The 20,962-nt window shown below is 52.8% G+C and carries 20 protein-coding genes and 1 rRNA gene; 8 read left to right on the top strand and 13 right to left on the bottom strand.

The window, feature by feature from the left end:
* Positions 1–220 precede the first annotated feature (220 nt).
* The 7 genes from lepB to rseD form a co-directional block, all read right to left on the bottom strand.
* Entirely contained in the window at positions 221–1,195 is a 975-nt protein-coding gene (gene lepB, locus CHU32_RS20130; protein ID WP_103677654.1) for a signal peptidase I, read from the bottom strand.
* A 16-nt stretch (positions 1,196–1,211) separates the two neighbouring features.
* Complete coding sequence (gene lepA / locus CHU32_RS20125) at positions 1,212–3,011, bottom strand: translation elongation factor 4 (protein WP_103677653.1); 1,800 nt, start codon at positions 3,009–3,011, stop codon at positions 1,212–1,214.
* Between the two features lie 139 nt (positions 3,012–3,150).
* Positions 3,151–3,609 (bottom strand): SoxR-reducing system protein RseC, encoded by a 459-nt coding sequence (gene rseC / locus CHU32_RS20120; protein ID WP_103677652.1) that lies wholly within the window; start codon positions 3,607–3,609, stop codon positions 3,151–3,153.
* A complete protein-coding gene (rseB, locus tag CHU32_RS20115) occupies positions 3,606–4,559 on the bottom strand; it encodes a sigma-E factor regulatory protein RseB (protein WP_103677651.1) in 954 nt (317 codons plus the stop codon). The genes rseC and rseB overlap by 4 nt, the downstream gene beginning before the upstream one ends.
* Positions 4,559–5,203, bottom strand: coding sequence for an anti-sigma-E factor RseA (gene rseA, locus CHU32_RS20110; RefSeq protein WP_103677650.1), 645 nt, complete (start codon positions 5,201–5,203; stop codon positions 4,559–4,561). Before rseA ends, rseB begins: the two co-directional genes overlap by 1 nt.
* A gap of 30 nt (positions 5,204–5,233) precedes the next feature.
* Positions 5,234–5,809, bottom strand: a complete 576-nt coding sequence (gene rpoE, locus CHU32_RS20105; protein ID WP_103677649.1) for an RNA polymerase sigma factor RpoE — start codon at positions 5,807–5,809, stop codon at positions 5,234–5,236.
* Positions 5,806–5,874 (bottom strand): rpoE leader peptide RseD, encoded by a 69-nt coding sequence (gene rseD / locus CHU32_RS28635; RefSeq protein WP_245880248.1) that lies wholly within the window; start codon positions 5,872–5,874, stop codon positions 5,806–5,808. Before rseD ends, rpoE begins: the two co-directional genes overlap by 4 nt.
* Positions 5,875–6,227: 353 nt before the next feature.
* Here rseD and nadB point away from each other — a divergent pair, with 353 nt between their 5' ends.
* The gene (gene nadB, locus CHU32_RS20100; protein WP_103677648.1) at positions 6,228–7,844 is read left to right on the top strand and encodes an L-aspartate oxidase; all 1,617 of its coding nucleotides are present in this window, start codon (positions 6,228–6,230) and stop codon (positions 7,842–7,844) included.
* Here the strand turns inward: nadB and trmN are convergent.
* A complete protein-coding gene (gene trmN, locus CHU32_RS20095; protein ID WP_103677647.1) occupies positions 7,829–8,566 on the bottom strand; it encodes a tRNA(1)(Val) (adenine(37)-N(6))-methyltransferase TrmN in 738 nt (245 codons plus the stop codon). The genes nadB and trmN overlap by 16 nt on opposite strands.
* 131 nt (positions 8,567–8,697) lie before the next feature.
* On the opposite strand from trmN, the gene srmB reads away from it, so the two are divergent.
* Positions 8,698–10,041: an ATP-dependent RNA helicase SrmB gene (gene srmB / locus CHU32_RS20090; RefSeq protein ID WP_103677646.1), complete on the top strand. Its 1,344-nt coding sequence runs from the start codon at positions 8,698–8,700 to the stop codon at positions 10,039–10,041.
* 45 nt (positions 10,042–10,086) lie between these two features.
* Here the strand turns inward: srmB and grcA are convergent, their stop codons facing one another.
* A complete protein-coding gene (grcA, locus tag CHU32_RS20085; RefSeq protein WP_103677645.1) occupies positions 10,087–10,470 on the bottom strand; it encodes an autonomous glycyl radical cofactor GrcA in 384 nt (127 codons plus the stop codon).
* Between the two features lie 313 nt (positions 10,471–10,783).
* Here grcA and ung point away from each other — a divergent pair, with 313 nt between their 5' ends.
* Complete coding sequence (ung, locus tag CHU32_RS20080; RefSeq protein WP_103677644.1) at positions 10,784–11,473, top strand: uracil-DNA glycosylase; 690 nt, start codon at positions 10,784–10,786, stop codon at positions 11,471–11,473.
* 50 nt (positions 11,474–11,523) lie between these two features.
* Here ung and CHU32_RS20075 read toward each other — a convergent pair whose 3' ends face one another.
* Positions 11,524–12,606 (bottom strand): tRNA/rRNA methyltransferase, encoded by a 1,083-nt coding sequence (locus CHU32_RS20075; protein ID WP_103750920.1) that lies wholly within the window; start codon positions 12,604–12,606, stop codon positions 11,524–11,526.
* Between the two features lie 205 nt (positions 12,607–12,811).
* On the opposite strand from CHU32_RS20075, the gene trxC reads away from it, so the two are divergent.
* The 5 genes from trxC (at position 12,812) to CHU32_RS20050 (ending at position 18,531) form a co-directional block, all read left to right on the top strand.
* On the top strand, positions 12,812–13,231 hold the full coding sequence (gene trxC, locus CHU32_RS20070; protein ID WP_103677642.1) for a thioredoxin TrxC: 420 nt from the start codon (positions 12,812–12,814) through the stop codon (positions 13,229–13,231).
* A 69-nt stretch (positions 13,232–13,300) separates the two neighbouring features.
* Positions 13,301–13,999: a tRNA-uridine aminocarboxypropyltransferase gene (locus CHU32_RS20065; RefSeq protein WP_103677641.1), complete on the top strand. Its 699-nt coding sequence runs from the start codon at positions 13,301–13,303 to the stop codon at positions 13,997–13,999.
* Between the two features lie 35 nt (positions 14,000–14,034).
* Positions 14,035–16,695, top strand: coding sequence for a bifunctional acetate--CoA ligase family protein/GNAT family N-acetyltransferase (locus CHU32_RS20060; RefSeq protein ID WP_103677640.1), 2,661 nt, complete (start codon positions 14,035–14,037; stop codon positions 16,693–16,695).
* 114 nt (positions 16,696–16,809) lie between these two features.
* The gene (pssA, locus tag CHU32_RS20055) at positions 16,810–18,165 is read left to right on the top strand and encodes a CDP-diacylglycerol--serine O-phosphatidyltransferase (protein ID WP_103677639.1); all 1,356 of its coding nucleotides are present in this window, start codon (positions 16,810–16,812) and stop codon (positions 18,163–18,165) included.
* A gap of 42 nt (positions 18,166–18,207) precedes the next feature.
* Positions 18,208–18,531, top strand: a complete 324-nt coding sequence (locus tag CHU32_RS20050) for a YfiM family lipoprotein (protein WP_103677638.1) — start codon at positions 18,208–18,210, stop codon at positions 18,529–18,531.
* On the opposite strand, the gene CHU32_RS20045 is transcribed toward CHU32_RS20050, so the two are convergent.
* The 3 genes from CHU32_RS20045 to rrf all read right to left on the bottom strand — a co-directional run bounded on the left by CHU32_RS20045 (position 18,528) and on the right by rrf (position 20,699).
* Positions 18,528–19,829 carry an MFS transporter gene (locus CHU32_RS20045; protein ID WP_103677637.1) on the bottom strand — a complete coding sequence of 434 codons (1,302 nt, stop codon included), beginning with the start codon at positions 19,827–19,829 and terminating at the stop codon, positions 18,528–18,530. The two genes, CHU32_RS20050 and CHU32_RS20045, sit on opposite strands and share 4 nt — an antisense overlap.
* Before the next feature lie 104 nt (positions 19,830–19,933).
* Positions 19,934–20,389 (bottom strand): DUF4385 domain-containing protein, encoded by a 456-nt coding sequence (locus CHU32_RS20040; RefSeq protein WP_103677636.1) that lies wholly within the window; start codon positions 20,387–20,389, stop codon positions 19,934–19,936.
* Between the two features lie 194 nt (positions 20,390–20,583).
* Positions 20,584–20,699 (bottom strand): 5S ribosomal RNA (rrf, locus tag CHU32_RS20035).
* Between the last annotated feature and the right edge of the window lie 263 nt (positions 20,700–20,962).

Raw genomic sequence — 20,962 nt, 5'->3', positions numbered from 1 at the left:
ACCAATAAATGAATGCGTCAACAATTCAGCACACGAAATCGACCTGAGGAGGGAATCAACGCGTTTTCGTGTGCTGTCGCCCCCTTGCGGGAGACAACCTGAAACTTCGGGGGAATATTCTATACACAACGACAGGGGATGTCGTTAGTTTGAAGGGATTTATATATTAAATAATTCACCTTGCCGCCAAAATGGCGGCAAGGTGCACTTTAAATGCTGATTAATGGATACCGCCAATGCGACTTAAGCGCACGCCGGTCGGCCATTCACCTTCCTGTTTCTCAAAGCTCATCCAGATAGCCGTCGCGCGACCAACCAGATTAGCCTCCGGTACGAAGCCCCAATAGCGACTGTCCGCGCTATTATCACGATTGTCGCCCATCATAAAGTAATGTCCAGGCGGAACAATCCAGGTCGCCAGTTGCTGGCCCTGCTGCCGGTAATAAATGCCGAGCTGATCCTGAGCAATAGGCGCGGTCAATATACGGTGCGTTACATCACCCAGCGTTTCTTTACGCTGATCCAGACGAATGCCGTCATCTTTTGACTCGTTCTGCGGAAGCTGGAAGAAGCCGCTGGTCGCTTCAACGCCGTTACGCCGGGCAAAGGTCTGCACGAAATCACTCGGCTCTACGTCAGAATAAGTGACCGGCAGTGCACTGCCACAGGCCTGGCCTGAACTGCATCCTGGCTGGATAGTCACCTGCTTAGCAACGGGATCGTAAGTCACTTTATCACCCGGCAGACCCACCGCACGTTTGATGTAATCCAGACTCGGGTCCTGCGGGTATTTGAATACCACCACGTCGCCGCGCTTCGGATGCCCGGTTTCGATAAGCGTTTTTTGATAGATCGGATCTTTAATGCCGTAGGCAAACTTTTCCACCAGAATAAAATCGCCGATCAGCAGCGTCGGCATCATCGACCCTGACGGGATCTGGAAGGGTTCATAAATAAATGAACGCACGATCAGCACAATCGCCAGCACCGGAAAGATAGATGCGCCCGTTTCCAGCCAGCCCGGTTTCGGGCCAACTTTTTTCAGCGTTTTTTTGTCCAGTGTATCGCCCGTAGCAACCTGTGCTGCCGCCTGACGCTCCCGACGTTTAGGCGCAAAGATAAATTTATCGATGCACCATAAAATGCCCGTTACCAGTGTGGCAATCACCAGAATCAGGGCAAATTTATTCGCCATGCCAACTCCTTAAGAATTATTTACCGTCTTTACCGACATGCAGAATGGCGAGGAAAGCTTCCTGCGGCAGTTCAACATTACCAACCTGCTTCATTCGCTTCTTACCTTCTTTCTGCTTTTGTAGCAGCTTTTTCTTACGGCTGATATCACCGCCATAGCATTTTGCCAGTACGTTCTTACGTAACTGTTTCACCGTCGAGCGGGCAATGATATGGGTGCCGATAGCCGCCTGGATAGCGATATCAAACTGCTGGCGTGGGATCAGATCTTTCATCTTCTCCACCAGCTCGCGACCACGGTACTGAGCATTGTCAGCGTGGGTGATAAGCGCCAGCGCATCCACACGTTCGCCGTTGATCAGCACGTCCACACGCACCATCCGTGAGGCCTGGAAACGTTTAAAGTTGTAATCAAGCGACGCATAACCACGGGAGGTCGATTTCAGGCGGTCAAAGAAATCGAGCACCACTTCCGCCATCGGAATTTCATACGTCAGCGCTACCTGATTGCCGTGATAAACCATGTTGGTCTGCACACCGCGTTTTTCAACGCACAGGGTGATTACATTACCCAGGTATTCCTGCGGCATCAGCATATGGCACTCGGCGATAGGCTCGCGCAGTTCATAGATGTTGTTCACTGGCGGCAGCTTGGACGGGCTATCGACGTAAACCACTTCTTTCGCGGTGGTTTCAACTTCATACACCACGGTCGGGGCGGTAGTGATCAGATCCAGATCATATTCACGCTCCAGACGCTCCTGGATGATTTCCATGTGCAGCAGGCCGAGGAAGCCGCAGCGGAAACCGAAGCCCAGCGCTGAGGAGCTTTCAGGCTCATAGAACAGAGAAGCATCGTTCAGGCTCAGTTTGCCAAGCGCATCGCGGAAGTTTTCGTAGTCGTCAGAGCTGACCGGGAACAGACCCGCGTAGACCTGCGGCTTCACTTTTTTAAAGCCGGGCAGCGCTTTTTCCGCCGGATTGCGTGCCAGCGTCAGGGTATCGCCCACCGGCGCGCCGAGAATATCTTTAATCGCGCAAACCAGCCAGCCTACTTCGCCGCACTTCAGTTCAGTGCGATCGATCTGTTTTGGCGTGAAGATGCCGAGGCGATCGGCATTATAGGTCTGCCCGGTGCTCATCACTTTGATTTTATCACCTTTGCGCAGGGTACCGTTTTTCACGCGTACCAGGGAGACAACGCCAAGGTAGTTATCAAACCAGGAGTCGATGATCAACGCCTGTAGCGGAGCGTCAGGATCGCCCTGCGGGGCAGGAATATCGCGCACCAGACGCTCCAGCACGTCCTGCACACCGATACCGGTTTTCGCCGAGCAGCGTACTGCATCGGTGGCATCAATGCCGACGATATCTTCGATTTCTTCCGCTACGCGATCCGGATCGGCGGCAGGAAGGTCAATTTTGTTGAGGACCGGCACCACTTCCAGGTCCATTTCCATCGCGGTATAGCAGTTTGCCAGCGTTTGCGCTTCAACACCCTGCCCGGCGTCGACCACCAGTAGCGCGCCTTCACAGGCCGCCAGCGAACGGGACACTTCATAGGAGAAGTCAACGTGGCCGGGCGTGTCGATAAAGTTCAGCTGATAGGTTTCGCCATCAGCGGCTTTAAAATCGAGCGTAACGCTTTGTGCTTTAATGGTAATACCGCGTTCACGTTCCAGATCCATAGAGTCCAGAACCTGAGCTGCCATTTCACGGTCGGACAGCCCGCCGCAAATCTGGATAATACGGTCAGACAGCGTCGACTTACCGTGGTCAATGTGAGCAATGATCGAAAAGTTACGTATATTCTTCATATATGGAGATTATTTTGCCTTACGGATACCAGGAGGCCGCGATACTAAGCCTGACGTTTTTTAGTCTGAAACGCCGCATTCTACACTACAACATGAACGCGAGGAAATGCTCATCCTGTAAGAGGAAAGAAGGAAGGTCTTACTCGGCGATACGTAGTTCGTCTGGAGGAAGCCCGACGCTTAAGATTACTGGTTGCCAGGCTTCGCGCGTCGCCAGATTTGCCGAGAAGCCCCGGGCAATCAGGAAACCGCCGACCCCACCGAGAATAGCGCCACATAACGCGGCCACGTCGCTGGAAAACAGCACCTGAAAAACAGAGGCAACAATAAACAATCCCACCAGCGGCGACATGTAGACCAATAATGCTGACGTTAGTAAGCTGGCCTCAGCGATCCCCAGCTCCACCTTTTGACCCGCAATCAGCGGTTGTGCGCTGGGGACGACGATCGTATGACTGGTCTGCGGCCCAAGTTTGTTCAGTACCCGGCTACCGCAACCGGCACGGGATGCGCAGCTATTACACGAGGATTTAACGTCGCAGTGGACCTGCGCGAGACCGTTTTGCCATGAGACAACGGTCGCCCACTCTTTAATCATTGGACGGCCTTAAATTTGACACTGTCAGCGATACGCTTCGCGGTTTGCGGAGGCAGCTCGCCAACAATGGTGATTTCGGTGTTATCGCGCAGCGTGGTGCTGACGGTACGTCGCCCGGTGCGCAACATTTGATCGCTGCTGGCAGGCGTTGCGCGGCTCACATTAACAGAGAAACTGAATAGCCCGTCAGAATAAAGACGTGATTCAATGGGCACATCTACCGTTGGCAGCGAGCGGCGGCTGCTGGATACTTCGCTAAAACCTTGTGGCAACCAGGATGGATTCCAGTTAAAAGCGGCTTTATCGCCTGCCGGAACTGAGAGCAGAGGAGGAAGATTGGCCTTCGCCAGGCTCTGCATATTGCCGGCAACAGTATCGTTCATAGTGAAAGCAATGACCCGAAACTGCTCCAGCGTTTCACCGTCACGATCGAGCAGATCAACGCGCATTGGCAGCTTGGTTTCTGAATCCAGCCAGACGATATAGCTGTATCGAGTACCGTCTCGAGCCACCACCCGGATCACTTCACATAGTCGGTCCGCAATACGCGTTCTGCCGACAGAGATGAAATCGTACCACGGGGAAAGACGTTTAAAGTTGGTGTAAACCAGCGATGGCAACGAATCCACAATGTAATCGCCATTAAGCGTAAAGGGGTCAAGGCCCGGCTCAAAATAGCTGATTTCATTACCGCGTTGTACCACTTCCCGGCGTGGACCGTCCATCTGCAGTAGCTGCGCCAGCGTCTGATTGTCCAGCCGCGCGTGGCGATAACGCAGCGATTCGACGCCTTGCTTATTAATGCTGATAAAAGACAGCTCGTAATTGAGTGACTGGCTGGCCAGGTTCATCTGCTGCAACAACGCCCCGGACGAAACATCAGCCGAGGCGTTGACAGAGAAAAACAGGCTACCTGTCACGAGTGACATGGCACACCAAAGTTGCTTCATTACTGCGATTGTGTTCCTAAAGTCTGATTACCCGGCACCTGTACCGCAGCCTGCTGCGTTTGCGCTTGTTCAAACTGAAGCTGTTCAGAATGCAGACGGCGCTGGAGTTCATAGTCCTGCAACATCGCGTTAATGCGACGACGCTGTTCCTGAACCTGCTGCTGCTGACCGCTGTTGGCGGCAACAGAAGACTCTGCCGGCACGCCCAGGCTTACCGGGCTTGCTTTACCCATCATCGGCAACGTATTAAAAACCGGCGTTTCAGGCTGCTGGGTGGCTTCACCCTGGTCATTATAGTGCTGGACGCCGACGATAACTGCAAGCGACACGCAGGCGGCGACGCCCATTTGAGTTAGCTGGCTGGCCCAGGGGCGAACTTTATGCCAGAACGGCATTTTCTGCCACTGATGCGGCGCAGGCTGCGCTTCCGGGATGAGGGTCGCAGGTTCATTTTCAATAGCGGCCATCACGCGGGAAGAGATATCGAAATGGAGAATATCACTCGTTTCGCCTCGCAGCGAATCACGAATAAGATGATAACTCTCCCAGGTTTTTTGCATTTCTGGAGAGCGAGACAGCGCGTTAAGCAGCTCCCCATCCAGCATTTCGCCATCCATTAAAGCGGAAAGTTTTTCTTTCTGCATGCCTAATACCCTTTCAGTATCCCGCTATCGTCATCGCCTGATAAGCGGTTGAACTTTATTATCAATAGCTTCCCGAGCACGGAAGATGCGTGAACGCACTGTACCTACTGGACAATCCATGATGACGGCTATCTCTTCATAGCTCAGGCCATCCAGTTCCCGCAGGGTAATAGCCATGCGTAAATCTTCCGGAAGCATCTCTATGGTTCGAAAAACGATCTGTCTCAGTTCTTCTGACAACATTAAGTTCTCAGGGTTCGAAATTTCTTTCAATGCGCCGCCACTTTCGAAGTTTTCCGCTTCATTGGCATCCACATCGCTGGACGGTGGACGACGCCCCTGAGCAACCAGGTAATTTTTGGCCGTATTGACCGCAATGCGGTACAGCCACGTATAGAAAGCGCTATCTCCCCGGAATGAATCCAGTGCGCGATAGGCTTTGATAAACGATTCCTGCACCACATCAGGCACATCGCCTGAAGGCACATAGCGGGAGACAAGGCTCGCGACCTTATGCTGATAGCGCACCACCAGCAGGTTGAAAGCTTTTTGATCTCCCTTCTGGACCCGTTCAACCAGCATTTGGTCCGTTAACTGCTCGCTCATCCGAGGTAATGTCTCCTCAAACCCAATATCCACGCGTAATCGAAACGCCACTCTATACACTGCACTATGAGCAAGCAGAAGGTTAGAGTGTCAGTTTTCTGTAAAGTTCCGTCACACCATTGTTTTAGTGAATGTCTACCGACCGTTCGTTATCACTCATTATAAGTCTGTTAGACGCGTACTACGCCCTTTCCGTGAGCAAATGCTGTAGCACGCCAGCAGAGTAGCGTAACACAGGGATGATTTCACCATAAAATCCGTAACTAACGATCTGCTTCGCAAAATATTTTCGCGATTTTACGTTAATTCTGCATCCGCGATTATGTTTAGCCACTGCAACAAAAAGTAAAAAAATAGTGCCGCTATTGCGCTACCAGTGTTATTGTCAAACAACAATGTTTAGTAAATTAAACAAAAAATGAATATTACGCCTGAATACTCTTGTGATGTGCTCATTATTGGTAGCGGGGCTGCCGGTTTATCACTGGCATTGCGGCTCGCTGAACACCGCTCAGTGATTGTATTAAGTAAAGGGCCGATGAGCGAAGGATCGACGCTATATGCTCAGGGCGGCATCGCCGCCGTTTTTGACGAGACGGACAGTGTCGACTCGCATGTCGAAGATACGCTAATCGCAGGTGCCGGGCTCTGCGAGCCCCACGCTGTGTCATTTGTCGCCAGTAATGCAAGACATTGCGTACAGTGGCTTATCGATCAGGGTGTGTTATTTGATACTCAGCTTCAGCCGAATGGTGAAGCAAGCTTCCATTTGACACGCGAGGGCGGCCACAGCCATCGCCGGATATTACATGCTGCCGATGCGACCGGTAAAGCGGTTGAGACTACGCTGGTCGGTAAGGCACTGGCTCATCCCAATATTCGGGTTCTTGAACGCAGGAATGCGGTTGATCTGATTGTATCGCATAAAATTGGCCTGCCAGGCCCCCATCGGGTGATGGGCGCATGGATCTGGAACCGCGATCTGGAAAAAGTGGAAACCTGCCGGGCGGCTTGCGTAGTGCTGGCGACAGGCGGAGCTTCGAAGGTTTATCAATATACCACTAATCCGGATATCGCCTCCGGCGACGGTATTGCGATGGCGTGGCGCGCAGGCTGTCGGGTCGCCAACCTCGAATTTAATCAGTTTCATCCTACCGCGCTGTTTCATCCGCAGGCGCGAAATTTTCTGCTGACAGAAGCGCTGCGCGGCGAAGGCGCATTATTAAAGCGCCCGGACGGTTCGCGCTTTATGCCTGACTTTGACGAGCGTGCTGAGCTGGCCCCGCGGGATATCGTCGCGCGAGCCATCGATCATGAGATGAAACGCCTTGGGGTCGATTGCCTGTATCTTGATATCAGCCATAAGCCGCAAGCGTTTATTCGTCAACACTTCCCGATGATTTACGAAAAATTGCTGGGGCTGGGCATCGATCTGACAAAAGACCCCGTACCAGTTGTGCCTGCTGCTCATTATACCTGTGGTGGCGTGATGGTTGACGAGGCAGGCCGCAGCGACGTTGATGGGCTTTATGCTATCGGCGAGGTCAGCTACACCGGTCTGCACGGTGCTAATCGCATGGCATCAAATTCTCTGCTGGAGTGCCTGGTCTATGGCTGGTCAGCCGCGGAAGATATTAAAAAACGGCCTCCGGTAACCGATTGTGTGCCCCTACCCGCCTGGGATGAAAGCCGTGTTGATAATGCCGATGAACGGGTGGTTATCCAGCATAACTGGCATGAGCTGCGGTTATTAATGTGGGATTACGTTGGGATTGTGCGCACCACTCGCAGGCTGGAGCGCGCGCTACGGCGGATCACCATGCTGCAACAGGAAATTGATGAGTACTATGCGCATTTCCGCGTCTCCAATAATTTACTGGAGTTACGTAACCTGGTGCAGGTCGCCGAACTCATTGTCCGCTGCGCGATGCAGCGCAAAGAGAGCCGCGGCCTGCATTATACTCTCGATTATCCGCAGCCGTTGTCGGACGCTGGCCCTTCTGTCCTGACGCCACCGCTTTACATAAAGAGATAAAACATCCGGGTCAGGGCGGTATAGCTCTCTGAATACTGCTGCTCTGGCCCACGGATCGCCAGCCGATCGCAATAATACTCCCCCGCCTGCGGTGAAAAGGCCAGCAATACGCGATGGGGTAGCCGGGTTTCCGTTTCTGCAATATCAGTGCGTAACCGCAGATGCCAGCCACCGGTCTCTGCCTGCTGCATAAAGGTTATGCCAACCTCGACCGGCAGCACGACGCAGAAAAAGCCGTCTTCGGTAATACATTCTGCCGCGCATGCCAGTAGCGCGGTGTGATCCAATGTCGTGGTATAGCGGGCCTGCTCACGCTGTTCGCTACGACATTCCACGCCTTTTTCAAAGTACGGTGGATTGCTGATAATCAGTTGATAGCGCTTGTGCTGGGCACTCACCCATTGCTGAATGTCCGCCGTATACACGGTGATACGTTCAGCCCAGGGGGTATGGCTGATGTTCTCCTGCGCCTGCGCCGCCGCCTGCTCATCAAGTTCAACAGCATCAATAACCACATCATCTGCCGTCCGCTGAGCCAGCATTAAGGCCAGCAAGCCACTTCCTGTGCCGATATCCAGAATACGCTGCACCTGGGCTACCGGTGCCCACGCACCGAGTAAAATACCGTCGGTCCCCACTTTCATCGCGCATCGATCGTGCGCCACAAAAAACTGTTTAAAGGTGAATCCATTCCGACGCAGCGCGGATTTAGACTGAGACATCGTAAGCACTCTTCCTGATATCATCTTAATAGCTTAAGGTTATGAACAATACCGGAGAACAGATAGCCACACAAACAGATGAACATTGTGGCCTTAACGTCTATAATCAGCGCCCCACACTGAGGTAGAACATGACTGTAACGACTTTTTCCGAACTTGAACTTGACGATAGCCTGCTGGATGCACTCCAGGAGAAAGGCTTCACACGCCCGACCGCCATACAGGCTGCCGCAATTCCGCCTGCGCTGGAGGGCCGTGACGTCCTCGGTTCTGCGCCGACAGGCACCGGTAAAACGGCGGCATATCTGCTGCCCGCGTTGCAGCATCTTCTCGACTTTCCGCGTAAGAAATCCGGGCCGCCGCGTATCCTAATCCTCACGCCGACGCGTGAACTGGCGATGCAGGTCGCCGACCACGCGCGCGAGCTGGCCAAAAATACCCATCTGGATATCGCTACCATCACCGGTGGCGTGGCCTATATGAACCACGCGGAAGTGTTCAGTGAGAATCAGGACATCGTGGTCGCGACCACTGGTCGCCTGATGCAATATATAAAAGAAGAGAATTTTGATTGTCGTGCGGTTGAAACGCTGATCCTTGATGAAGCCGATCGCATGCTGGATATGGGCTTTGCCCAGGATATTGAGCATATTGCCGGTGAAACCCGCTGGCGCAAGCAAACGCTGCTGTTCTCGGCCACGCTGGAAGGCGATGCGGCAATTAAGGATTTTGCCGAACGCTTGCTAGACGATCCGGTGGAAGTGTCTGCCACACCGTCCACCCGTGAGCGTAAGAAAATTCATCAGTGGTACTACCGCGCGGATGATGTTGAACATAAAACGGCCCTGCTGGTTCATCTGTTGCAACAGCCGGAAGTCTCACGCTCAATCGTCTTTGTGCGTAAACGCGAGCGGGTGCATGAGCTGGCAAACTGGCTGCGCTCGGCAGGTATCAATAACTGCTATCTTGAAGGCGAGATGGTGCAGATCAAACGTAACGAAGCGATTAAACGTCTGACTGATGGCCGGGTAAATGTGCTGGTTGCCACCGACGTCGCTGCCCGCGGCATTGATATTCCTGACGTGAGTCATGTATTTAACTTTGATATGCCACGCAGCGGCGATGCCTATCTGCACCGTATCGGCCGTACTGGTCGTGCGGGACGTAAAGGGACGGCGATTTCGCTGGTAGAAGCGCACGACCATTTATTGCTTGGCAAAGCGAGTCGCTATATCGAAGAGCCACTGAAAGCACGCGTGATTGATGAGCTGCGTCCGACGACCCGCGCCCCGAGCGAAAAATCGACCGGCAAGCCGTCGAAAAAAGTGCTGGCGAAACGTGCCGAGAAGAAAGAAAAAGAGAAAGAAAAACCGCGCGTGAAGAAACGCCATCGCGACACCAAAAACATTGGTAAGCGACGTAAGCCGAGCGGGGCGGATACAAACGCTCAGCAATCTGAGCAGACAGAGAAATAAAAACGCCGGGCATAAGCCCGGCGTTTTTTTACCTGCCGCCAAATATTACAGGCTTTCGGTAAAGGTACGTGCAATAACGTCGCGCTGCTGTTCCGGGGTCAGCGAGTTAAAGCGCACCGCATAGCCAGAAACACGAATAGTCAGCTGCGGGTATTTTTCCGGGTGCTCAACCGCGTCCATCAGCGTTTCACGACGCAGTACGTTGACGTTCAGGTGTTGACCACCTTCAACGCGAACTTCCGGCTGTACGTCCAGCGGAACTTCACGATATTCAATTTCACCCAGTTTTGTTACCGGAACGATGTCATCTTCGGCAAATCCCGCTTTTGCACATACGCAGCGTGCTTCACCTTTTTCGTTATCCAGCAACCAGAAAGAGTTTAGCAGGTCGTCATTCGCGGCTTTTGTGATCTGGATACCTGTAATCATGTGATGCCTCCTTGGGCTACATTTCATTTCTTGTCGGCCAGCGTTGGCCAATTGGTAAAACCATTGTTGCTTGAGTGTATATATAACAGTCAATGTTCCGGTGTTCTTTGATTTAAATCAACAAAAACCACACTTCAAAAATGGTCAAACTGGAAATTATTGTTTTATATCAATTTTAATCACGAGTAACGTCTAAATAATTTCGTAAATTTTAAACTTTTTTTATACCCGGAGATTGATCTGGCAATGTCGTATTTTGTGATGTGCAAAGAAGCAGTTAAGCTATCTGCATCACCCTTTGCAGGAGAGCAACATGACCACGTCCTTAACCTGGCATGACGTACTGGCGGAAGTGAAAGAGCAGCCCTATTTTGTTAACACGCTCCAGACCGTTGCCGCTGAACGTCAGGCTGGCAATACTATCTATCCACCGCAAAAAGATGTCTTTAACGCCTTCCGCTTTACGGAACTCGGTGAGGTTAAAGTAGTCATTTTAGGACAAGATCCTTATCACGGCCCGGGCCAGGCACATGGGCTGTCGTTTTCAGTACGTCCGGGGGTTGCTATCCCACCGTCGTTATTGAATATGTACAAGGAGCTTGAGGGAACCCTTCCCGGGTTTACACGCCCTGCCCATGGTTATCTGGAAAGCTGGGCGCGCCAGGGTGTTTTATTACTTAACACGGTACTGACCGTGCGGGCAGGCCAGGCACACTCTCATGCCAGTCTTGGCTGGGAAACCTTTACGGATAAAGTCATTAGCATTATTAATGAGCATCGTGAAGGCGTGGTATTTTTGCTGTGGGGTTCGCATGCGCAGAAGAAAAGTGCGCTAATTGATGGCAAACGCCATCACATCCTGAGAGCGCCACATCCTTCCCCGCTCTCCGCACACCGGGGCTTTTTTGGCTGTAATCACTTTGTGCTGGCGAATCAGTGGCTGGAACAACATGGTGAAAAACCCATCGACTGGATGCCGGTGCTGCCTGCTGAATCAGAATAAAAAAAAGTCCGGGCTATATGCATAGCGCCGGACTTTTTTCAGCAGCGGGATCAGATCTTATTCTGTCGCCACCACTCAGCGAGCATTACCCCTGCCGCCACTGAAACGTTCAGGCTTTCGACATTACCGGTGCCGTCAATCGCGATGTTCATATCTGCGACTTCATGCGCGGCATCAGAGACGCCATCGCGCTCCTGACCGACCACCAGCACCATCTTAGGCGGCAGCTCAGCCTCAAACAGCGGCGTGCCAGTGTTGCCGCAGGTGGCCACAATGGTGTAGCCCGCCTGACGAAACGCTTCAAGCGCATCAATAACGCTGTCACCGGTAATAGGCTGGACGTGCTCTGCACCACCTTCCGCCGTACGGATTGCCGCGCCAGATTCAAGCACGGCGGCATCATGAACCACCACGCCTTTGATCCCGAAGTGAGCACAGCTACGGACAATGGCACCCAGGTTGTGAGGGTTAGCGATATCTTCCATCGCCAGCACACAATCGGTCTCACCCGCCTGCGCCACCCACTGCTTCACGGAAGTACCGTTACGTTTTTTAATCAAAAAACACACGCCGCCGTGATGATCGGTACCGGACGCTTTCGCCAGTTCTTCGTCATCCACCACGTGATACGCTTTGCGGTTCGCTGCCATCCAGCGTAGCGCTTCTTTAAAACGCGGTGTGACGCTCTGGATAAACCATGCGCGGACGATGGAATCCGGGCGGCTCTGGAACAGGGCCTGACAGGCATTCTCACCATATACACGGGTTTCCTCCGCACGCTGGCGGCGCAGCACTTCCGGATCGATAAAGCTTTTACCGCTGATGCCACCATGATCGGGCTTCAGCGGCGCATCATCGGCAGGCGCGCGGGAATCGGTACGCCACGGTGACGAGGAATCGCGGTCACGATCACGGTCACGGTCACGGTCACGGTCACGGTCACGGTCACGACTGCGATCCTGCGAACCACGATCCTCGCGGGAAGGACGACGACCACCTTCGGCACGGGACGATCCCGGACGGCCACCGCCTTTCCCGGTTCGCGGGTTGTAAGTACGCTTATCCGAGTCGTCGTCGCTACGGACGTACATTACCTTTACCTTGCCGCTTTTATTCTTAAATTCGTCGTTCATGCTTTCCTCCACCAGCGCTGCGCGAAGCGCGCAGATTACCTGATGTACACCCGCTTCGCCATGTTTTCGTTCAAAAGCCTGTGTCTATTGTACTCATCGAATAAAACACGTTGTTGTTTAAAACAGGCTCACTAATAATATGTAACATTAAAGAAACATTCCGGCATTATTGCCTTTTGTCCCCCTTCCTACCCTGAGGTTAGTTATGAATACCGTTTGTGCCAGTTGCCAGGCGCTTAACCGCATTCCGGACGATCGAATGGACGATATTGCGAAATGTGGACGCTGCGGCCACGACCTGTTCGACGGCGATGTGATCAATGCGACCGGTGAGACACTCGATAAACTGCTTAAGGATGATCTGCCCGTGGTCGTAGATTTTTGGGCACCGTGGTGCGGCCCCTGCCGTAATTTCGCGCCGGTGTTCGAAGATGTAGCAGAGGAACGCAGCGGCAAAGTGCGTTTTGTAAAAGTGAATACCGAAGCCGAGCGTGAGTTAAGCGCCAGATTCCGTATTCGCAGTATTCCGACAATCATGATTTTCAAAAAAGGTGAAGTTGTCGATATGCTCAATGGCGCAGTGCCGAAAGCCCCTTTTGACAGCTGGCTAAACGAATCCCTCTAAGTTAAGCAGGGCACGACTTGTGCCCTGCTCTCAGCTCTGCGACAATGGCGTTTTTTCTGTACCCCGCTCATGACTGATAACGCCGTACTTCGCCTTCGCGCTGAGCGACTCGCTCGTGCAACTCGCCCTTTTCTTGCTCGTGGTAATCGCGTTCGCCGCTGTCAGCGCTGCCTTCTGCCGCTAAAAACCTGCCTGTGCACTACCATCGTACCCACTCAGGCGCAAAGTCGGTTTTGCCTGGTCATGTTTGATACCGAGCCGATGAAACCCAGCAATACTGGACGGTTGATCGCCGACATTCTGCCGCAAACGACCGCTTTTCAATGGTCGCGCACCGAGCCGCCGCAGGCACTGCTGGATCTGGTCGCCAATCCTGATTATCAGCCGCTGGTCGTTTTTCCAGCCTCTTATGCGGGTGCGGAACGCCAGGTATTATCTACACCGCCGTCGGGTAAACCACCGCTGTATATTATGCTGGACGGCACGTGGCCTGAAGCACGGAAAATGTTTCGCAAAAGCCCGTGGCTGGACGCGCTGCCGATAATTTCTGTCGATCTTTCACGCGTTTCATCTTATCGCCTGCGTGAAGTTCATGCCGAAGGCCAGTATTGCACCGCTGAGGTCGCCATCGCCTTGCTGGATCTGGCAGGAGATGTTGACGCAGCAACCCGCCTCGGCGCTCACTTTTCCCTTTTCCGCGAGCGTTATCTGGCAGGAAAGTCTGCACATCAAAGCAACATCACAGCAGCATTGCCAGAAAGCGTTTAAAATCATTCGGTCACTTCTGCATAAGGAAGACGGGAATGAGTCAGCGAGGACTGGAAGCGCTACTGCGGCCGAAATCAATCGCGGTCATCGGCGCGTCAATGAAGCCGCAGCGGGCTGGTTATTTGATGATGCGCAATCTACTGGCCGGCGGCTTCAGCGGGCCGGTACTGCCCGTTACGCCGGCCTGGAAAGCCGTACTGGGCGTGCTGGCCTGGCCGAATGTTGCCAGTTTACCCTTTACACCTGACCTGGCAGTATTGTGCACTCACGCGCGGCGCAATCTGATGTTACTTGAGGCGCTGGGTGAAAAAGGATGTAAAACCTGCATTATCCTCTCGTCTCCTCCGGAACAATTTGCCGAACTCCAGGCCTGCGCCCGACGTTATCAGATGCGGCTTCTTGGCCCCAACAGCCTCGGCCTTCTGGCTCCCTGGCAGGGGCTTAATGCCAGTTTCTCTCCGGTACCGATCACGCGCGGTAAGCTGGCATTTATATCGCAGTCGGCGGCGGTGTCCAACACGATTCTTGACTGGGCGCAGCAGCGGGAGATGGGTTTTTCCTATTTTATCGCGCTCGGTGATAGCCTGGATATTGACGTGGATGAACTGCTGGATTTTCTCGCCCGCGACAGTAAAACCAGCGCCATTCTGCTTTATCTGGAGCACTTAAGCGATGCCCGCCGTTTCGTTTCGGCGGCCCGTAGCGCGTCACGTAATAAGCCGATTCTGGTGATTAAAAGCGGACGCAGTCCGGATGCGCAGCGCTTACTACATGTAAATTCCGGAATGGACCCGGCCTGGGATGCGGCCATCCAGCGTGCGGGTCTGCTGCGCGTGCAGGATACTCACGAGCTTTTTTCTGCCGTTGAAACGCTCAGTCATATGCGGCCACTGCGCGGCGAGCGCCTGATGATCATCAGTAACGGCGCGGCTCCGGCCGCACTGGCGCTGGACTCGCTGTGGCTGCGCAATGGTAAACTGGCTTCGCTCAGCGAGCAAACCTGCCAGCAGCTACGCCAGGCGCTTCCCGATTCAGTTGAGGCGGCTAATCCGCTTGATTTGCGTGATGATGCCAGCAGCGAGCATTATCTTGCCGCGCTTAACATTCTCTTGAACAGTCAGGATTTCGATGCGCTGATGGTTATCCACTCCCCCAGCGCCGCCGCCCCTGGTACTGAAAGTGCGCTTGCGTTGATTGATGCGATTAAACGTCACCCGCGTGGAAAATACGTGACGGTACTGACTAACTGGTGTGGTGAATTTTCTTCCCAGGAAGCCCGCCGACTGTTCAGCGAAGCCGGGCTGCCCACCTATCGCACGCCGGAAGGTACCATCACCGCGTTTATGCATATGGTCGAGTACAGGCGCAACCAGAAACAACTGCGGGAAACGCCCGCCTTGCCGGATAACCTTGCGGCCAATACCGCCGAAGCGCATAACGTCCTGCAGCAGGCACTTGCGGAAGGGGCCTCTTCGCTGGATACCCATGAAGTACAACCTGTTCTACAGGCCTATGGCCTGCATACGTTGCCAACGTGGATCGCCAGTGACAGCGCGGAAGCGGTGCATATTGCCGGGCAAATTGGCTATCCGGTAGCGCTAAAACTGCGCTCGCCGGATATTCCACACAAATCAGAAGTTCAGGGTGTCATGCTATACCTGCGTACCGCAGCGGAGGTACAGCAGGCCGCTGATGCCATCCTCGATCGGGTAAAAATGGCCTGGCCGGGGGCGCGTATTCATGGGCTGCTGGTACAAAGTATGGCCAATCGCGCCGGAGCACAGGAATTACGGGTCGTGGTTGAGCACGATCCGGTTTTTGGTCCGGTAATTATGCTCGGTGAAGGTAATGTTGAGTGGCGCGCGGACGATCAGGCCGCCGTTGCCCTGCCGCCCCTCAATATGAATCTTGCCCGTTATTTGGTGATCCAGGCGATCAAAGGGAAGAAAATCCGTGGCCGCAGTGCACTGCGGCCCCTTGATATTGCTGGCCTTAGTCAGTTGCTGGTGCGGGTCTCTAACCTGATTGTTGACTGTCCGGAAATTCAACGGCTGGATATTCATCCGCTGCTGGCCTCGGGAGATGAATTCACCGTGCTGGATGTCACTCTCGACATTGCGCCATTTGAAGGCGACCGTGAGAGTCGACTGGCGGTGCGCTCGTATCCGCAGCAGTTAGAGGAGTGGGTTGAACTGAAGAATGGCGAACGCTGTCTGTTCCGGCCAATCCTGCCGGAAGACGAACCGTCTCTCCAGCGCTTTATTGCTCAGGTCACCAAAGAAGATCTGTACTATCGCTACTTTAGCGAGATCAACGAATTTACCCATGAAGATTTAGCGAACATGACACAGATAGACTACGATCGGGAAATGGCGTTCGTGGCCATTCGTCAACGGGATGAAGGTGAAGAGATCCTCGGTGTCACCCGTGCCATCTCAGATCCGGACAATATCGATGCTGAGTTTGCCGTGCTGGTTCGTTCAGATCTTAAAGGGTTAGGACTGGGTCGACGCCTGCTGGAGAAACTCATTCATTATACCCGCGACCACGGACTGGAGCGGCTAAATGGGATTACGATGCCGAATAACCGCGGTATGGTGGCCCTGGCGCGTAAGCTGGGATTTGATGTCGATATCCAACTCGAAGATGGCATCGTTGGTCTGACGCTATTGCTGGCTAAGTCCGGGAATACATAAGTAAGCTGCTGGAAATGTTGATCACTTTGGCAGGCAACGGTGATATGATTGCTCGCTTAAGTCGTCTGCCTGGTACAGAGGACCCTTCAATAAACAGAGAAGAACCGCACTGTGATGTTGTCAAAATTTAAGCGTAATAAACATCAACAACACCTTGCCCAACTACCTAAGCTTTCTCAGTCAGTTGATGATGTTAAGTTCTTTTACAGCCCCGCTGATTTTCGGGAAGCGTTGCTGGCTGCTATCGCTCGCGCCACGCGCCGGATATGCGTCATCGCACTCTATCTGGAGCAGGATGATGGCGGTAAGGGTATTTTGTCGGCGTTGTATGAAGCCAAACGTCAGCGTCCTGAGCTGGACGTTCGCGTTCTGGTCGACTGGCATCGCGCTCAGCGAGGCCGCATTGGGGCTGCTGCATCGAATACCAATGCTGACTGGTACTGCCGTATTGCGCAGGAAAACCCTGGCGTAGACGTTCCTGTTTACGGCGTACCGGTTAATACCCGTGAAGCGCTGGGCGTCCTGCACTATAAAGGTTTCATTATTGATGATGCCGTACTTTATAGCGGTGCCAGCCTCAATGACGTCTATTTACATCAGCACGATAAGTACCGCTACGATCGCTACCAGAAAATCCGTAATGCCCGGATGGCCGATATTATGTTCGACTGGGTGGATCAAAATCTGATCCAGGGTCGGGGTGTAAATCGTCTTGATAACGACGCCCGCCCGAAAAGTCCGGAAATCAAAAATGACGTTCGTCTTTATCGGCAGGAGCTGCGCGATACCAGCTATCATTTCCAGGGTAATGCGGATAATGAGCAGCTTGCGGTGACCCCGCTGGTCGGTCTGGGTAAATCCAGCCTGCTCAACAAGACGATTTTCCATCTGATGCCCTGTGCAGAGCAAAAGCTGACCATTTGTACGCCTTACTTTAACCTTCCGGCCGTGCTGGTACGCAACATTATCCATTTACTGCGCGAAGGGAAAAAAGTCGAAATTATTGTTGGTGATAAAACGGCTAATGATTTCTATATCCCTGAAGATCAACCGTTTAAAATCATTGGCGCGCTACCTTATCTTTACGAGATCAATCTGCGTCGGTTCCTCAGCCGTCTACAATACTATGTGAATACCGATCAGTTGATCGTTCGTCTGTGGAAGGACGACGATAATACTTATCATCTCAAAGGCATGTGGGTGGACGACGAATGGATGTTACTAACTGGCAATAACCTTAACCCGCGCGCATGGCGTCTGGACCTCGAAAATGCAATTTTGATCCACGATCCACGTCAGGAACTGGCTGCTCAGCGGGATAAAGAGCTGGAACTGATCCGCACTCACACAACGGTGGTTAAACACTATAGCGATTTACAGAGTATTGCTGAGTACCCCGTGAAAGTGCGTAAGCTTATCCGTCGTCTGCGACGTATCCGTATCGACAGGCTGATAAGCCGTATCCTGTAGTATTAAGCCCCGCAGTGTCGGGGCTTTTTTATGAGGCCTGCCATGCGCTATTTTTTGCTTTGCAGTATTTTGCTCCTCTCTGCCTGCAGTCATATGGCTGACGATAGCTGGCACGGGCAGGATAAAGCGCAGCACTTTATCGCCTCCGCGATGCTTTCCGCTGCGGGTAATGAGTATGCGCAGCATCAGGGAATTAGCCGTGACCGCAGCGCAGCAATTGGCGTGATGTTCTCATTGGGACTCGGCGCATCGAAGGAGCTATGGGACAGCCGCCCGGCAGGGAGCGGCTGGAGCTGGAAAGATTTTGCGTGGGATGTAGCCGGTGCCACCACCGGTTATACGGTATGGCAACTGGCCCAGCATTAAAGGCGCAGACCCTTGCCTTTTTTGTGCAACATGAGCGAGACCAGGAAAGCGATGGCCCCCAGCGCGGTGACATACCAGAAAAAGGCGCTCTCTGAACCCATGGATTTCAGCGACAGTGCGACATACTCTGCCGATCCACCAAATAACGCGTTAGCGACAGCATAAGAAAGTCCAACCCCAAGTGCCCTGACCTGTGCCGGAAACATCTCGGCTTTCAGAATGCCGCTAATCGAGGTGTAAAAACTGACAATAACCAGAGCACACATCACCAGAGCAAAGGCAGCATAAGGCGAAGTGACATTTTGCAGCGCGGTCAGGATGGGAACAGTAAACAGTGCAGTAAGCCCGCCAAAACAGAGCATTGAAGCTCGTCGTCCTATTCTGTCAGACAGGGCACCTATCACCGGCTGTAGCAGCATAAAAATAAACAATGCGGCGGTCATGATGGCGCTGGCCACATTGGCATGCATACCTGCAGTGTTCACCAGATATTTCTGCATATAGGTGGTAAAGGTATAGAACGCCAGGGAACCGCCAGCCGTGAAACCAAGGACCATAATAAAAGCTTTGCGATTGCGCCACAGTCCTTTAAACGAACCTGCTTCCTTCAGAGCACGGGTTTCATGTTTTGAGGTTTCATCAAGCTGGCGACGTAACCAGAGGGCAACGACAGCCAGCACTGCCCCCAGCGCAAAAGGAATTCGCCAGCCCCAGGCGCGAAGTTCAGCATCATCAAGCACCTGCTGCAAAATCACGACGACCAACAACGCCAGCAACTGCCCGCCAATCAGCGTGACATACTGGAATGACGCGAAAAATCCTTTACGCCCTTCAAGCGCAACTTCACTCATATAGGTTGCACTGGTTCCGTACTCACCACCCACAGACAGCCCCTGAAACAGCCTTGCGATCAACAGCAGCGCTGGTGCCCATGTACCGATAGCGTCATAGCCCGGCAGACAGGCAATCACCAGAGAACCCAGACACATCATGCATACTGAAATCAGCATTGAGGTTTTTCGCCCGCGCCGATCGGCGATACGGCCGAACAGCCAGCCACCAATAGGTCGCATTAAGAAACCAGCCGCAAAAACACCCGCCGTTTGCAGTAATTGAGTAGTGGTATTGCCAGAGGGGAAGAAGATATGCGCAAAATAGAGTGAGCAGAAAGAGTAGACATAGAAATCAAACCATTCTACCAGGTTTCCGGAAGACGCGCCTACGATGGCCCATACCCGACGTCGTACTTCCGGAGCATCAGCGTTTGTTTTATCTGTGCGCTGAATAATATCTGCCATAGTGTTCTCCTTGTTATGCGGCTTGTTCAGCCTTTAGTTTTGGAGATTCAGATTACGCGGGCTGAAAAAGTAAATAAAGTGTTAATTATTTGTTGGCTAATTTTTTATCCCCACTTCGCCTGGTGCGCGCGTTTTCGTTTAAGGTAATCCTCATCTCCACGGATTTTATCCCACCATCCCTTAAAAACTGTCGCCGCTGCCGCTTTGGTAGGATCGTTGCCTCGTGTATTCAGGCTGCCGTCCTGCGCATACTTTTTGCCACCTTTATAGTTGGCGTAGCGTCTGGCACGGGTATATCCCATTTGAATAAATTTCCGTGCCATGTCCATGCCAACGAAATCATCCTGCTTGCGGTAATCCTCAAATAGCTGGTAGATCTTTTCAGCCGATTTAATCGCCGAGGCTTCGTCTTTGTAACGCCAGAAGGGAAGAATTTCGCCTTTATACGGCTCGACCAGCAATACGCCCTGTTCTCCTCGCCCAACCTGATACAGCTCAGGATGCTGGCGAAAGTTGATGTCGGAAAAGTCCTGCTGGTAATTGAAGGGTTTGATAGCCAATTGAGATCCTCTCTGCTTACAAGGGCAGTATAAGGATAGTTCATTGGATCGGGTCCGGTGGGATTTCACTCTGGCTTCCAGGGCTAAAGAAATCTTAACTGGTTTGCCCGGTAACGCCGGGCTTTGCATTTCTGCGACAGAATGCAGAAACGCAAAAAGCCCATCCTGACGGATGGGCTTTTCACTTATTTGATGCCTGGCAGTTCCCTACTCTCGCATGGGGAGACCCCACACTACCATCGGCGCTACGGCGTTTCACTTCTGAGTTCGGCATGGGGTCAGGTGGGACCACCGCGCTACTGCCGCCAGGCAAATTCTGGTGCATGAAACGAATCTTTTTCACTGATGCTGCGTTGGCTGCGCTCGTCAGGTCAGTCACATACTTCAGTATGCTCCTTCCCTGCCTTCTCTTGCCGCCTTGCCTCAGCGCAAAATCTTTCGTTTCCGCTAATCTGTATCAAAGCTGAAAATCTTTCTCTCAAATCCGCCAAAACATCTTCGGCGTTGTAAGGTTAAGCCTCACGGTTCATTAGTACCGGTTAGCTCAACGCATCGCTGCGCTTACACACCCGG

The sequence above is a fragment of the Superficieibacter electus genome, assembly GCF_002915575.1.
Taxonomy (GTDB): Bacteria; Pseudomonadota; Gammaproteobacteria; order Enterobacterales; family Enterobacteriaceae; genus Superficieibacter; species Superficieibacter electus.
This window is presented reverse-complemented; position numbering and strand designations above follow the sequence as displayed.